12 protein-coding genes are annotated in these 14,372 nt (G+C 71.3%); 9 read left to right on the top strand and 3 right to left on the bottom strand.

Translation table 11 applies throughout. The features are described 5' to 3' along the window. The first annotated feature begins 201 nt into the window (after positions 1-201). Both ACJ6WD_RS29130 and helR read left to right on the top strand, forming a co-directional pair. Positions 202-1,002 (top strand): GNAT family N-acetyltransferase, encoded by an 801-nt coding sequence (locus ACJ6WD_RS29130; protein ID WP_331247312.1) that lies wholly within the window; start codon positions 202-204, stop codon positions 1,000-1,002. A 319-nt stretch (positions 1,003-1,321) separates the two neighbouring features. Beyond that, entirely contained in the window at positions 1,322-3,478 is a 2,157-nt protein-coding gene (gene helR, locus ACJ6WD_RS29125; RefSeq protein WP_331247313.1) for an RNA polymerase recycling motor ATPase HelR, read from the top strand. A 158-nt stretch (positions 3,479-3,636) separates the two neighbouring features. Here the strand turns inward: helR and ACJ6WD_RS29120 are convergent, their stop codons facing one another. After that, complete coding sequence (locus tag ACJ6WD_RS29120; protein ID WP_407616843.1) at positions 3,637-4,239, bottom strand: hypothetical protein; 603 nt, start codon at positions 4,237-4,239, stop codon at positions 3,637-3,639. Positions 4,240-4,349: 110 nt separating this feature from the next. Next, positions 4,350-5,354: an LPXTG cell wall anchor domain-containing protein gene (locus ACJ6WD_RS29115; RefSeq protein WP_233657393.1), complete on the bottom strand. Its 1,005-nt coding sequence runs from the start codon at positions 5,352-5,354 to the stop codon at positions 4,350-4,352. A gap of 438 nt (positions 5,355-5,792) precedes the next feature. Here ACJ6WD_RS29115 and ACJ6WD_RS29110 point away from each other — a divergent pair, with 438 nt between their 5' ends. Then, entirely contained in the window at positions 5,793-6,698 is a 906-nt protein-coding gene (locus ACJ6WD_RS29110) for an NADP-dependent oxidoreductase (RefSeq protein WP_407616842.1), read from the top strand. Between the two features lie 148 nt (positions 6,699-6,846). Next, positions 6,847-7,170 carry a DUF6191 domain-containing protein gene (locus tag ACJ6WD_RS29105; protein ID WP_233657391.1) on the top strand — a complete coding sequence of 108 codons (324 nt, stop codon included), beginning with the start codon at positions 6,847-6,849 and terminating at the stop codon, positions 7,168-7,170. 81 nt (positions 7,171-7,251) lie between these two features. On the opposite strand, the gene ACJ6WD_RS29100 is transcribed toward ACJ6WD_RS29105, so the two are convergent. Beyond that, positions 7,252-8,754 (bottom strand): MFS transporter, encoded by a 1,503-nt coding sequence (locus ACJ6WD_RS29100; protein WP_407616841.1) that lies wholly within the window; start codon positions 8,752-8,754, stop codon positions 7,252-7,254. 171 nt (positions 8,755-8,925) lie between these two features. On the opposite strand from ACJ6WD_RS29100, the gene ACJ6WD_RS29095 reads away from it, so the two are divergent. From ACJ6WD_RS29095 to ACJ6WD_RS29075, 5 genes are all read left to right on the top strand, one after another. Further along, on the top strand, positions 8,926-9,423 hold the full coding sequence (locus ACJ6WD_RS29095; RefSeq protein WP_233657389.1) for a MarR family winged helix-turn-helix transcriptional regulator: 498 nt from the start codon (positions 8,926-8,928) through the stop codon (positions 9,421-9,423). A gap of 649 nt (positions 9,424-10,072) precedes the next feature. Then, the gene (locus ACJ6WD_RS29090; protein ID WP_376712406.1) at positions 10,073-10,705 is read left to right on the top strand and encodes a LysE family translocator; all 633 of its coding nucleotides are present in this window, start codon (positions 10,073-10,075) and stop codon (positions 10,703-10,705) included. Between the two features lie 49 nt (positions 10,706-10,754). Beyond that, the gene (locus ACJ6WD_RS29085) at positions 10,755-11,012 is read left to right on the top strand and encodes an acyl carrier protein (RefSeq protein WP_157846738.1); all 258 of its coding nucleotides are present in this window, start codon (positions 10,755-10,757) and stop codon (positions 11,010-11,012) included. Positions 11,013-11,032: 20 nt separating this feature from the next. Continuing rightward, complete coding sequence (locus ACJ6WD_RS29080) at positions 11,033-12,424, top strand: TrpB-like pyridoxal phosphate-dependent enzyme (RefSeq protein ID WP_016573838.1); 1,392 nt, start codon at positions 11,033-11,035, stop codon at positions 12,422-12,424. A 30-nt stretch (positions 12,425-12,454) separates the two neighbouring features. Continuing rightward, on the top strand, positions 12,455-14,365 hold the full coding sequence (locus ACJ6WD_RS29075) for an FAD/NAD(P)-binding protein (protein WP_407616840.1): 1,911 nt from the start codon (positions 12,455-12,457) through the stop codon (positions 14,363-14,365). Positions 14,366-14,372 lie beyond the last annotated feature (7 nt).

Genomic DNA, 14,372 nt, shown 5'->3' with positions numbered 1-14,372 from the left:
GCCGGCCGCGGCGGGCCGGATCGTCGCTGCTGCCGCCGGCACGTGGTCGCGGCGATGCCGGATGAGGGTGAATTCCGTGTGGCGCGCCCCGCCACCGCAGCGTGTCCACGATGATCGCTGCTCAGGGGAGACCGCGCTCCGGGACACCCGGCGCGCTGCTGCGCGGCCCTCCCGACACGTGACGACCGAAGGGGAATTCGGGTGGCGGACCGTACCGAGTCGATCGAATCGGTGGAACAACTCGCCGTCGTCTGGCGGGCCATGGTGCTCGACCGCGACGCGCACGCGGACGTCCGGGACCTCCCGGGCATCGCCGTGCGCTGGGCCGACTGCCGCTTCGCCTTCTGGAACTGCGCCGCGTTGACCGAGGTGGACGCGGACGCGGCGCTCGTCGCACGGCGGGTGGGCCAGGCAGCCGACCTGATGCGCACGAAGCGGCACCCGGGCTTCCTGTGGGTCTTCGAGGACCTGCTCCACGACGAGGCGCGCGCGGCGCTCGGCGAAGCGGTCGAACGGGCCGGCCTCGCCTACGCCTTCCCCGGCACCGGCATGGCCGGAGACCTCCTCCCCGTTCCCGAGCCGGCCCACCCCGACCTGACGTACGAGCGGGTGACCACGGACGAGCAACTGCGGGCCTACGCGGACCTCAACTCCCGTGCGTACGGCTTCCCCTTGGCGGCCGGCCGGGACGGCCTGGACGGCTCCCGCCTGTGGAAGAGCCGGATGCACGCCTATCTGGCCCTGCGGGACGGTGTTCCGGTGGCGTGCGCCGCGACGGTGCAGGCCGAGGGCCGCCTCTTCGTCGCGCTCGTCGCCACCGCCCCCGAGTGGCAACGCCGCGGCTACGGCGAGGCCGTCACGCGCAAGGCGCTGCACGAGGGCGCCCGGGCCTCCGGACTGACCCGCGCGACCCTGCACGCCACCGCCGCCGGAGCCCCCGTCTACCCCCGCATCGGCTTCACCCCGAACTCCCGGATCCACTTCTACGGCCTGAAGGGCTGAAGGGCTGAAGGGCGCCGCGGCCGGCAGGTGACGGGCGCCACCGGCGCCGAAACGAGAAAAGGCAAGGAGTACGACCGCTCCTCGCCACTCTCAACTTATAGCGCACTGGGGGGCTTGCGGCAAGGCCCCGGTCGTCCCGCAAAATCGCAGGCCGAAGCCAGAAACCTGCGGAAACGGGGGACTCCCGAAGTGTGTGATGTGTGGTGGGACTGTGCGCCGGGCGCTGACGCCCGGGCGGTGGGACGGGGCCGGCGGCCGCTGGTGCCCGGCGTCGGGTCGGTGGACGTCGCGGCCACGGCCGCGGATCGGGGTTGATGTCATGGGTTCCCTGACCACCAGCGCGTTCGCGCTTCCCGCCCGGCTCGCGGCCAAGGCGGACCAGGCACTGGTCGCCGAGGACGAGCGGCACTTCGCGGCCCTCGCGGAGAGCCTCGACCGCGCGATCGGTGAGCTGTCCGACCAGCTCGACGCCACACTCAAGGCACCCGGCGGCGTCGGCCGGGCCGCCATGGACCGGGACGCCGAGATCCACCGGCTGACCGCTCGCCTGCGCGCCCTGCGCAGGTTCGGCCTGGACCTGTGCCTGGGGCGCATCGTCACCGCCGACGACCCCGAGCCCGTGTACGTCGGACGGCTCGGCCTCACCGACGGCTCGGGGCGCCGGCTGCTGGTCGACTGGCGTTCGCCGGCCGCCGAGCCGTTCTTCGGGGCGACCCACGCCAACCCGATGGGACTGGCGAGCCGCCGCAGGTACCGCTGGACCGGCGGCCGGATCGGGGACTACTGGGACGAGGTGTTCACCGCCGACGCGCTGGCGCTCGGACGGCACGCCGCGCTCGACGACCAGTCCGCGTTCATCGCCAGCCTGGGCGGCAGCCGGTCGGCCCGGATGCGGGACGTGCTCGCCACCATCCAGTCCGACCAGGACGCCATCATCCGGGCCGGGTCCCGCGGCGCCCTGGTCGTCGACGGCGGCCCCGGTACCGGCAAGACCGTCGTCGCCCTGCACCGCTCCGCCTACCTCCTCCACGCCGACCCCCGCCTGGGCCACCGTCGGGGCGGGGTGCTGTTCGTCGGGCCGCACCAGCCCTACCTGGCCTACGTCGCCGACGTCCTGCCCAGCCTGGGCGAGGAGGGCGTGCAGACCTGCACCGTGCGGGACCTCGTCGCCGAGGGCGCCGGGGCGGCGAGCGAGACCGACCCGGAGGTGGCCAGGCTGAAGTCGTCCGCGCGGATGGTGCGGGCGATCGAGGCGGCCGTCAGGTTCTACGAGGAGCCGCCCACCGAGGGGATGACGGTCATGACGGACTGGGCCGACGTCCGGCTGAGCGCCGATGACTGGGCCGACGCGTTCCAGGCAGCGGGAGCCGGCACGCCGCACAACGAGGCGCGCGAGCAGATCTGGGCGGAACTGGTCACGATCCTGCTGGACAAACTCGACGACGACGTCCCGCCCGAGCTGTTCGGCCGGGCACTGCGGCACGACGAGGAACTGGTCACCACCCTCCACCGTGCCTGGCCGCTGCTCGAAGCGGCCGACCTGGTCGGCGACCTGTGGTCGGTCCCCGCGTACCTGCGGTTGTGCGCTCCCTGGCTGAGCCGCGACGAGGTGCGCACACTCCAGCGCAAGGAGGCGCCCCAGGCATGGACGGTGGCCGACCTGCCGCTCCTGGACGCGGCCCGACAGCGGCTCGGTGACCCGGCGGCGGCCCGGCGACAGCGCCGGCACGAGGCCGCCGTCGCCGCCGAGCGCGCCCGGATGGCCGACGTCATCGACGACGTCCTCGCGGCCGACGACGACGGCGAGGGGGCCGTGACCATGCTGCGCGGCCGGGACCTCCAGGACAGCCTGATCGACGCGGCCGCCCTGCCCGGCAGCGAACCGGACCGGCTCGCCGGGCCGTTCGCGCACATCGTCGTGGACGAGGCCCAGGAACTGACCGACGCCGAGTGGAACATGCTGCTGCTGCGCTGCCCGTCCCGGAGCCTCACCATCGTCGGGGACCGGGCCCAGGCCAGGCACGGCTTCACCGAGTCGTGGCAGGAACGACTGGCGCGGGTCGGGCTCGACCGGATCGAGGTGACCTCGCTGAGCGTCAACTACCGCACGCCGTCGCAGGTCATGGCGGAAGCCGAGCCGGTCATCCGCGCCGTGCTCCCGGACGCCAACGTGCCGACCTCCATCCGCGACGGCGACGTGCCCGTCACCCACGGGTCCGTCGCGGAACTCGACACGATCCTGGATGCCTGGCTCGCCGCGCACGCCGACGGGGTCGCCTGCGTCATCGGCGCCCCCACGTTCCGGGCGACGCCCCGCGTCCGCTCGCTGACGCCCGAACTGTCGAAGGGCCTGGAGTTCGACCTGGTCGTCCTGGTCGACCCGGAGGCGTTCGGGGAGGGCGTCGAAGGCGCGGTGGACCGCTACGTCGCGATGACCCGGGCGACCCGGCAACTGGTCGTCCTCACCAGTCCCTGACCCGGACCGGGGCGTGGGGGCCGGCCCGCGGTCGGGACCGACCCGAAGACACCGCCCGCACCCCACGAGAAGCTCCACGACTTCTTCCACCGCCGGTAGAACTACCCGGGGTAAGGGTGGGGGGTGCCGCCCCGACGGCGGCAGCCCTCCCGGAAGTGTCAGCCCTTGTGGGGGGAGAAGCCGCCGCTGGCCTCGCCGCTGGCGGTGCAGTCCGTGTTGCGGTAGCGGTCGACGAAGGTGCCGGTGATGCCGGTGAACGCGTCGTAGTTCTGGTCCATGGGCAGGTCTTCACCCACCCTGAAACGCAGTTGGACGTGGACGGACTCGCGGGGCTTCAGCGACTTCGGGCCGGGGATGGTGCCGCGGGCCGTGCCATCCGCCTGGCGCAGCGTCTTCCAGGCGCTCTGCGCGGTGTCCCAGTACTGGAGATCGCCGTACGGGCCGAGGTCGCGCTCGCCCTCGTTGTAGACGTAACTGCCCAGCTTGGCGCTGAGTTCGAACGACTTGAGCTCCTTCGTCGAGGCGTTGGTGAGCGTGGCCGTGTAGGTCGTCCACCGCGTGCCGAGAGCGAGCGACCTGGGTATGCCGAACGCGCGGCCCACGAAGGTGTTGTTGTGGTACTGCCCGTAGGCGGTGTCGAGGTCGTAGCACGTCGGGATGTCTGTGGCGGGGGCTGCCTGGGTGGCGGGTGCGGCGGCCACCGCCACGGGGAGCAGGGCGGCCGTCGCGGCCGAGACCGACAGGGCGCGGCGCAGTTTCATGGAGATCTCTTTCCTGGTTCTTCGGACCCTTGGAGCCTTCGTTTCCCGTGTCGTCGGGTTTTCAGGCCGTGGATCCTTGGGTGGTGAGGTGCTTGGGGGAAGGGTGGGGCTTACGCGGTGGCGTCCGTGGCGCCCGGACCGGTCAGGCCCTTGCGCCGGCGCACGCCGATGACGGCACCGGCGCCGACCACCAGCGCGGCTCCGCCGGCGAGGGCGATCGCCGGGAGCGCGGAGGAGGAGCCGGTCGCAGCGAGGTGGGCGCCGCCCATCGGGCTGAGGCCACCGGTGGAGGCGGAACCACCCGTACCGGCTCCGGGCGCGGCGCTCTGACTGGGCTCGGCCGTGCCGCCCGGCTTGCCCGGCTCGGTGGGCTTGGCGGTCGGGGGCTGGGTCGGCTTCGCGCCCGCGGGGAGGATGGTGAAGTCGTACCAGGCTTCCTTGGCCGAACCGCAGGAACCGTCGGGGTTGCGGTAGTCGCCGGCGGCGAGCGCGTAACCGGTGCCGGGCTTGGCGTCCTTGACCGCGCGGGTGCGCAGTTGGAGCGTGAGGGTGCTGCCCGGGCCGACCGCGAAGGAGCCGAACAGCTCGTCGGGCGTCGCGTCATGGAAGGTCTTCCACTGTCCCGTCTTGGCGTCGCGGTACTCGGTCTCCAGCTCCCAGTACGGCCGGTCGACGTCTTCGGCGGACGACACGAGCAGGAAGGGTTGGACCTCCGCCAGCGGCTTGCCGGTGGTGTTGGTGAGACTCATGGAGAACGGGGTCCAGGCGCCGCCCGCAGCCAGCTTGGACGGCAGCCCGTGGACGGCCACCTGCAACTGGTCGGACTCGAACGCGCAGGACTGGCCCGCACCGTCGGAACCGCCGGCGTCCTTGCGGCCAACGGCGTCCGTGCGTCCAGCGCCGGCAGCCGCGTCGCCCGGGCGACGCGGCTCGTCCGGGTTGGTCGTTCCGCCGCCGCTCGTTGCGGCATCGGGGGAGTCGGGAGCGGCGGGCGTGCGGGGACCGGCCTCGGACACCGGATCCGTTGCGAATGCGGCGGTGGGCGCGGCCAGTACGGCGGCGGGCGCCAGTACGGCAGCTGCTGCGGCGGCTGCCAGGGCGCGGCGAATCTTCATCGAGCAGACCTCTCGGATCCCAAGTGCCTTGTGGGCGGCACAGGTTGACGTACGCCACGTTCAGACCGTGCATGACGCATGGTGTGCGGGGGTGCGCAGGCGTACGTGCGCACGGTTGCGCCACATATGTGACGACGCGTATGGCGAAAAGGTTGCACACTGAAGTCACTGAAGTGACGTGTGCAGGGGTAAGGCGCCCGGATGCCGGTTCGGGGTCGCCTCCCGAGGGGGCATCGAGTGGTGGTGGATCGGGATGGGGTGTTCCTCTGACGTCAACTCATTTACTGCGGGCGGGAGTTGTTGGCCGTGCTGATGTCGCGGGCCGTCGCTGGGCGTCCCCGCGTTGCCGGGCCGGGTGACGCGACGCGGGGTGCGGGAATCCCGTGATGGCCTGGCGGGTTGTCGGTGGGGTCAGCTGCAATCGTGTGAGGGGTTTCCGTGCGCGCCGTTCAGATCGACCGTTTCGGCACACCCGACGTGCTGGACCTCGTCGAGGCTCCCGAGCCTGAGCCGGGGCCTGGGGAGGTGTTGATCCGGACCGTGGCGACCAGCCTCAACCCGGTCGACGACAAGACGAGGGAAGGGGCCATCGGCGACGGCACGCCCCCGCTGCCGATGACGCTCGGCTGGGACCTGGCCGGCATCGTGGTCGACGGGGGCGACAGCGGACTGCGCGTGGGGGAACGGGTCATCGCGATGTCGCACCACCTCGGCTCGGGCCGGGGGACCTGGGCCGACCTGGTCGCGCTTCCCGCGTCGGCCGTGGCCGTCGCGCCGCAGACGGTCGGCCTGGTCGAGGCCGCCACGTTGCCGCTGCCCGGACTGACCGCCTGGCAGACGCTGAACTGGCTGGCGGTGTCTGCCGGGGAGCGGTTGCTGATCGCCGGTGCCGCCGGTGCGGTCGGTGGGCTGGCGCTCCAACTGGCGCGCGCACGGGGCGTCGCGGTCGATGCGCTGGTATCCCGCGACGCGCAGGTCGCGTTCGCCCGTGACCACGGCGCCGAGGTGGTCGCCACCGACCCCGACGCGTTCCGAGCCCGGAGCTACGACGCGGTCTTCGACACCTTCGGAGCCTTCCTGACCGACGCCGTGGCGGACGGGGGCCGGTACGCGTCGATCGCCACCCAGGCAGGTCCGGTCCCCGACCTGTCCGCACGCGGCGTCCGCACCACGGTCAACCAAGTGCACGAGGACGGCCCCGGGTTGCGCGAGTTGGCCGGACTCGTCGACGACGGTTCGCTGCGGTTGCGCGTGCATGCCGCCTTCGGCGTCGACCGGATCCGGGACGCGCACCGACGCTTCCTCCGGGGTGGCCTGTCCGGGAAGATCGCGGTGACGTTCTGAACCGGCGCGGCGGAGGGCGAGCAGCCGGGGGCGAAGGGGCAGCCCCGCGAGCCACCGTGACAGGGGCGTCACCGGGGGGGGGCTGTCCAGGTGGAGCAGTCACCTCGGCGTCGTGGAACCGCCTCTCACGCCGGTGCGTTGAGCGGGCATGGTGATGCTTGCGAGCCTGATGGCCATTCTGGTGCCCGTCATCGGCGGATTCTTACTGGCCGCTGCGCGGCAGATCGTTCTGAGATCCGGTCGTCCGGCGTGGTTGCGCCGCCGCCTCGCCGGTGGGCCCTCGTCAGGCGGCGCGAGTCTCGGTGCCGCCCTGACCGAGGAGTTGCACACGATGTGGAACGGCAACAAGAACATCCAGCTGGAACAGCGGCGAGTGGATCTCACCTTGCAGGACAACCAGCATGATGGTGCACCTCCCCGCATGGGCATCGACTTGGACGGCGGCCGCGCGGTGATCCGCCGGACCCGTTGAACCTCCGGTGCGGTCGGGCGCGGCCACGGCCCGATCCGGCTGGGTGAGATCCCTCCGACGGTGTCCTGCTCCACGATCCGCTCAGCTGGAGTTTCCGCGTCGGTGCGGTGCGATGCGCCGCACCGGGCGGCGGCCGTGCCGGGTGCCGTCCTTCGCCCCGGGCCCCAGCCAGGCCGCGGCCAGGGTGAGTACGGAGGCGGCGATCAGGACCATCAGCGCCCATCGGGGGCCGTCGAGGGTGCCGTGGGTGGGGGCGGCGTGGAGGGCGAGGGTGACGAGGGCGACGCCGAGCGCGGTGCCCAGCCCCCGCGTCATGTTGACCAGTCCTCCGCCGGTGCCGGAGGAGGCTGCCGGGATGGCACCCATGATGAGCGTGTTGTTGGCCGGCGTGAACGTGCCCAGGCCCACCCCGAGCAGCGCCAACAGCGGGGCCAGGCCGGTCGGGGTGAGGGGGACGACGAGCAGGGCGGTCAGCGCCAGCGTGCAGACGGCGGCGCCCAGCAGACACCGGGTGCGGTCCGTCAGGGCGGGGGGCAGCAGCCGGTCAGCGGTGGTGGCGGCAGCGGCGAAGCCTGCCGGGAGCGCGGTGAGCACCGCTCCCGCGGTCAAGTCCGAGTGCCCGTTCCCCGTCAGGACGACCGGGACGAGGACGAGCGGCCCGAACAGCACCAGGTAACCGCTCAACGCACCGAGCAGCCCGGACGAGACCGCCCGCAGGCGCAGCAGTGTCAGATCCAGCAACGGCGTCGCGGCGCGCCGCTGCCGCCCGACGAACGCCCAGGCCGACACCGCGCAGAGCACGAACAGGCCACCGATGCCCCACGCCGGTACCGGCAGACCGGAAGCCGCCGAGACGCCGAGCAGTCCGGACGTGGTGGCCAAGGCCAGCAGGGTGAGCCCGGGCCAGTCGAAGCCCGTGACGTGCTGACGACTCCGGGTGCGGGGCAGCAGGTAGTGCCCGGCCACCAGGGCGACCAGACCGACGGGCACGTTGACGCCGAAGACCCAGCGCCAGCCCAACGTGGACACCAGGGCGCCGCCGACGGTGGGCCCCAGGGCCAGACCGAGTGCCTGGGCCGCTGCCTGGACGCCCAGCGCGGTGCGCATCCGCCCGCGCGGTGCGCTGGTGGCGACCAGGGCGACGCTGTTGGCCTGCATCATCGCGGCCCCGGCGGCCTGCACGATCCGGCAGCCGATCAGCGCGCCCAGTGACGGGGCCAGTCCGCAGGCGGCTGACGCGGCGGTGAAGACGACGAATCCGTACAGGTAGAACAGCTTCCGGCCGTGCGCGTCGGCCAGGCGACCGGCCGGCACGAGCAGCGCCACCAGCGTGATCAGGTAGGCGAGCGAAACCCATTCGACGGCCGCCAGCTCGGCCCCGAACTCGGTGCGCAGGCTGCCGTAGGTGAGCGTGACGACGCTGGCGTCGAGCTGGCCCATGAAGGCGCCGAAGCAGACGGTGGCGACGGCCAGCCACCACGCCCCGGGGAGGTCGCGTATGCGCTCCGGGCGCGGGCGTTCGTGCGTCAGCGCCTTCGGCACCAGGCGTCGGCGCGGGGGACCGGCGATGCGTGGCCCCGTCACCTCGGCCCCCTGGGCGAGAGGCGTTGATCCGTGGACCGCGGTGCGTGCGAGGGACCCTCCATGACTCTCATATTACATCGGCATCCGAAATATTCGGTAGCCGATGGGTGTGCGGAGGTGGATACGGACGCCCCCGCCCGGTGCGGGAAGGCCCGCGGCTAGAGTCGGTTCATGCCGCAGCAACGCCACCCAGCGTCCCCGTCGCCCGCGCCCGGCGACGGGGTCACGGACGCCCGCCTGCTCACCGAGGCCGTCACCCGGCTCCGCCGCGCGCTGCGCGCTTCCATCCGGACCGATTACCCGTGGGAGCAACTGCCCATGGCCCAGGTCGAACTGCTCCAGGTCCTCGCGGAACACTCCCCGGCCAGGATCAGCGACCTCGCCACCCGCCAGCGTCTCGCCGCCAGTACGGTCAGCGGGCTCATCGGCCAGATGATCAATGCGGGGCTGGTGGCCCGCGCGGTCGATCCGGCTGACCGCCGCGCCTCCGTCGTCACCCTCACCGAGGCCGGGCGCACCCAACTCACCGCCTGGGCCGGCGCCCACGAACGGCGCCTGGACGACGCGCTCGCCGCGCTCGACGAGGTGGATCGGGCGGCCGTCCGCGCCGCCCTGCCCGGTCTCCTGCGCATCGCCAGGCACCTGGAGGGCGACTCCGACGTCGGTTGAGCGCCGCGCGAAGCCGGCATTCGCGGGGCGACCGACCGCGACTCCGTGCCGTCCGGCGCCTGCCCTCTGATGCCTGCCGTCCGGTGCCTGTGGTCAGGTGTCTTTGGTCAAGTGTCTGGTGCCTCTGCTCCGGTCTGTGTCGTCCGGTGCCTGTCCTCCGTCATCTGTCCTCCGTCCTCTGTCGTCTGATGTCTGGCGTTTGGTGTCTGGCATCTGGTGCCCGGTGCCCGGTGCCCGGTGCCCGGTGCCCGGTGCCTGCGGTCGGGGGCTGGGCGTTCGCGGTGCATGGCGCGGTCTCTGTGCTGCCTGCCTGGCGCGTCGAAAGGTCCTCCCTGCCCCCTTGGTCCAGCATGCGGACGGGGGAATGCTCATGGCCGAGATGCATCGCCCGAAGCGGTGCATCCTGCGAGGTGCGCTGGTGGTCGCGCTTTCCACTGGCCGGGAATCGATGCCTACTGGCCCGTAGGTTCTCGGCCGACCCGCAAGTAATTCAACAAACTGTTGCCTGGCCCATCGCGAGCGGATAGCGTGCGGCCGGTGGTGATCAACAGTCGGAGGTGTCGGAACTCAGAGGGGGTGCATTTGAATTGGACGTGGACGCGATACGGCTGTTTCCCGATCAAATGGAGATCGGGATCGTGACGGCCTCATGGTGAATGGGGCTTTCATCGCGACCGTTTTTGCGATGGTGGCCGCCCCAGGACCTTCATTCATGGTCCTGGTGAATGAGACCCTGCGTTTCGGACGCGGGGCCGGGCTGGTGACCATTCTCGGTAGCAGTACCGGTTTGCTCATGTGGGCGGCTACCTCCGCCCTGGGGCTGGCCGCGCTGACGCAGACCTCTGAGTTGGTGTTCACCGTCTTCAAGCTGACCGGTGCCGCCTACCTCTGCTACCTCGCCGTCATGACCGTGCGCAACCGACGGAACTTCGGACGCCAACCGGCGGAGGAGTCCCCGGTGCGCGACGCCGCCACGCTGTGGCGCTCTTACCGATCAGGGCTGGTCACCAGCGCCGCCAATCCCAAGATGGCCACCGTCTATCTGGCCTTGATCCCGCAGTTCCTGCCGCCCGGCGGTGGTACGCCCGCCGACGTGGTCACGTTGACCGCCGTGCAGATCGCGATCAGTGCCGGCTGGTACGCCGTGGTGGTCGCCCTCGTCGGGCTGGCGAGGCGGTTGTTCGCCGTGCCGGCGGTGCAGGTGGGGCTGGCCTGGGTGAGTGCCGCCGTCCTGCTGACGCTCGGGCTGCGCACCGCGGTGATGACCAGCTCCATGCTCTAGCCGAACGGCTGGAAAAGCGAAGACCCGTCCAGGGGAGAAGAGGGAAATCTTGACGCCGCCCGAAAAGGTCGAATCCCAGGTGCGCGAAATCATCGCGTCCGTGCTCGGTTCGTCCGCGCCATCCGAAATCCGGCTCGATGCCGAGTTGCACGAAATCGGAGTCGAGTCGTTGAGCATTCTCGCCATCGTGGTGCGAGTCGAAGAGGAATGCGGCATCAAGATCGGCGACAGCGAGCTCTTCGAAGCCTCGCTGAAGCGTGTCGGCGATCTCGTCGAGTTGGTGCAGTCGAACATGGCAAATTCCTAGAAACGAGGTACGGAAACGTAATGATGAATTCGGCAGAAGCATCGCTGACCGCTGAAGAAATCGTTCCCACGCACTGGTACAACGTGCTGTCCGACCTCAGCGGTGTCGAGGACGCGGCCAAGCTGCGCCAGGCAAGGCCGGAGACCCGCACGGACGGCGACGCGGTCGCCCCGCAGATCCCGCTGTCGATGTACCGGCAGAGCATGGGCCGGGAACGGTTCGTGGAGATCCCGCAGGAGGTGCGCGCGGAGTACCTGCGCTGGCGGCCGACCCCGCTCAAGCGGGCCCGCCGGCTGGAGCAACTGCTCGACACCCCCGCCCGGATCTACTACAAGTACGAGGGCACCAACACCACCGGCAGCCACAAGCTCAACACCGCGCTGGCCCAGGCGTATTACTACAAGCAGGCCGGCATCACCAGCCTGACCACCGGTACCGGCGCCGGCCAGTGGGGCTCGGCCCTCGCCGTCGCCTGCCGCATCTTCGGCCTCGAGTGCACCGTCTACATGGTGCGGGTCAGCTACGACCAGAAGCCGTACCGCCGGATCATGATGGAGATGAACGGGGCCAAGGTCATCTCCAGCCCCAACGAGAACTCCGAGGCCGGCCGCGCCGCGCTGGCCCGCGATCCGAACACCGACGGCAGCCTGTCCATCGCCAACGCGGAGGCGTTCGAGCACGCCCGCCAAGTGGAGCGCTGCAACCTCTCGGTGGGCAGCGGGGAGAACCACGTCCTGCTCCACCAGACCGTGATCGGCCAGGAAGCGGTGCGGCAGTTCCGCGCCATCGGCGACTTCCCGGACGTGGTGATCGGTTCGGTCGGCGCGGGCAGCAACTTCTCCGGCGTCTCCCTGCCGTTCTTCCACGAGAAGGTGCGCGAGGGACTGGACACCCGGTTCGTCGCGGTGGAGCCGGAGGCGTGCCCGAAGCTCACCAAGGGCCGCTACGCCTGGGACTACAACGACTACACCGGCATCACGCCGATGACGAAGATGTACACCCTGGGGCATACCTTCGTCTCCCCGGGCATCCACGCCGGCGGCCTGCGCTACCACGGCGCCGCCCCCTTGGTGAGCGCGATGTACCACCAGAAGCTGATCGAGGCGGTGGCCTATCCGCAGCGCTCGGTGTTCGAGGCCGGCATCACCTTCGCCCACGAGGAGGGCCTCATCCCGGCGCCCGAGTCGGCGCACGCCATCCGCGGCGCGATCGAAGAGGCGCTGCTGGCCAAGAAGGAGGGCCGGGAGAAGGTCATCCTGTTCAACCTCAGTGGCCACGGGCTGCTCGACCTCTCCGCCTACCAGCAGTTCCTCAGCGGAAACATGACGGACATGGCGGCCTCGGACGAGGCGATCGCCGCCTCGCTCGGCCGCTTGCCCGCCATGGACGACCTGGGCGCGGCAGCGCACTGAGAACGAGCCCTACAGATGGAGGGACAGGCCGTGCACAACCCGACTGACGAGGTGCTGAACGTCGCGATCGTGGGAACCGGTCCACGAGGGATCTCGGTGTTCGAGCGGATCGCGGCCAACCTGACGGCCGAACCGGAACCGCGCACCGTCCGGATCTGGCTGATCGACGCGGTGGAACTGGGCGCGGGGCGCATCTGGCAGACCGACCAGGAGACCTGCTTCCTGATGAACACCGTGGTCGGTGAGATCAGCATGTTCTCCGGGGTCTTCGACCGCGCCCCGTGCCGGCCGGGCGCCGGCCTGTCCTTCCAACAGTGGCTGCGCACCCAGCCGGACCCGGCACTGTCCGGGCTGGGCCACGACGACTACGCACCGAGGTACGCCTACGGCAGGTACCTGCGGTACGTGTACGACTCGGTGGTGCGCGGGATGTCCGGGCTCGGCGACGTCGTCGAGGTGGTCGGCACGACGACCTCGTTGCGCGAGGTCGACAGCGGCTACGAACTCCGCGTGTCCACGGTGGACGGCGAGCTGACGGTGACCGCCGACGCGGTGGTGATCACCACCGGGCACGCTCCGGCGGTGCTGTCCGGGCACCAGGCGGAGCTGGCGGGATTCGCCCGGGAGCGGCCCGAACTCCGCTACCTCAGCGGGGATTCGGCCGCCGACCTGGAACTGTCCTCGATCGAGCCGGGCGCCGTCGTCGGGGTCGTCGGCCTCGGCCTGTCCTTCTACGACATCCTCATGTCCTTCACCGTCGGCCGTGGCGGGAGGTTCAAGGAGGGCCCCGACGGCTCGCTGTTCTACGTGCCCAGCGGCAACGAGCCCCGCGTGGTGGCCGGTTCGCGCAGCGGACTGCCGATCCGCTCGCGGGGCCGCAACCAGAAGGGGGTGACCAGCCGGGCCGCGCCGAAGTTCCTCACCTCGGCCGCCGTCGGCCGGTTGCGCGAGCGCAACGTGCAGCAGCGGGGCAACCCGGCCCTGGACTTCGACCGCGACGTGCTCCCCCTGCTCCGGGCCGAGGTCAACTACGTCTACTACACCACCCAGGCGCGGACCCAGCACGGGCCGGACCGCGCCGAGGCGGTCGCCGCGGAGCTGCGGGCGCTCGGACCGGACCCGGCCGGCTGGCGCGGGGTGGCGCAGCGCCACGGACTGGCGGACGTGGCACCGCTCGACCTGGACCAGCTGTCCAGGCCGTTGCGCGGCAAGCGGTTCGCCTCCGGCGCCGACCTGGTCGCCGAGGTGCGGCGCATCCTGCTCGCCGACATGGAGGCGGCCCGCCGCGGCAACGTGGAGAGTCCGCTCAAGGCCGCGCTGGACGCCATCCGGGACTCCCGCGAGGCGCTGCGGCACGCCGTCGACTTCGGCGGTCTGGAACCGCGGTCCCACCGGGCCGACTTCCTCGGCCGGTTCGCGTCGCGCACCTCGCCGCTGTTCACCGGCCCGCCGCTGGAACGCACCGCGCAGTTCCTGGCCCTGATCGACGCCGGGGTGCTGGAGGTGGTCGGGCCGGACGTGGCGCACGGTTGCGACGCCGAGCAGGGCCGGTTCTTCCTGGAGTCCCCGGCCGTCGAGGACTCGCGCAGGCACTGCGACGTGCTCATCGACTCGCGGATCCCCACCGCCGGCCTGCTGCGCAACACCGATCCGCTGATGCGGCAGCTGGTCGGCGAGCGGATGGCCGCCGGGTTCGTGCACGGCGACGCCGACGAGACGTTCGAGACCGGCGCACTGCACATCACCCCGGCCGAGCGCCGGGTGATCACCGCGCACGGCCGACCGCACCGAGCCGTCTACGGGCTGGGCATCCCGACCGAAGGGGCCTGCTGGTTCACCCAGATCGGCAACGGCCGGCCGGGCGTGCACACCTCGTTCACCAGGGACGCCGACGTCGTCGCGCTCAGCGTGCTGCGCCGGGCCAAGTCCAACGCCTTCTAACGATCGG

Origin of the sequence: Streptomyces sp. VTCC 41912 (genome assembly GCF_045799175.1) — a bacterium.
In the GTDB taxonomy this organism is placed as follows: domain Bacteria; phylum Actinomycetota; class Actinomycetes; order Streptomycetales; family Streptomycetaceae; genus Streptomyces; species Streptomyces albulus_C.
Note: the sequence above shows the minus strand (reverse complement) of the source record. Positions and strands in the feature narration are given on the sequence as shown.

Bases quoted from the DNA above. Each gene is read 5' to 3' on its own strand.
- helR (WP_331247313.1), top strand. From the start codon at position 1,322: ATGGGTTCCCTGACCACCAGCGCGTTCGCGCTTCCCGCCCGGCTCGCG.
- ACJ6WD_RS29120 (WP_407616843.1), bottom strand. From the start codon at position 4,239: ATGAAACTGCGCCGCGCCCTGTCGGTCTCGGCCGCGACGGCCGCCCTG.
- ACJ6WD_RS29115 (WP_233657393.1), bottom strand. From the start codon at position 5,354: ATGAAGATTCGCCGCGCCCTGGCAGCCGCCGCAGCAGCTGCCGTACTG.
- ACJ6WD_RS29105 (WP_233657391.1), top strand. From the start codon at position 6,847: ATGGTGATGCTTGCGAGCCTGATGGCCATTCTGGTGCCCGTCATCGGC.
- ACJ6WD_RS29095 (WP_233657389.1), top strand. From the start codon at position 8,926: ATGCCGCAGCAACGCCACCCAGCGTCCCCGTCGCCCGCGCCCGGCGAC.
- ACJ6WD_RS29090 (WP_376712406.1), top strand. From the start codon at position 10,073: ATGGTGAATGGGGCTTTCATCGCGACCGTTTTTGCGATGGTGGCCGCC.
- ACJ6WD_RS29080 (WP_016573838.1), top strand. From the start codon at position 11,033: ATGATGAATTCGGCAGAAGCATCGCTGACCGCTGAAGAAATCGTTCCC.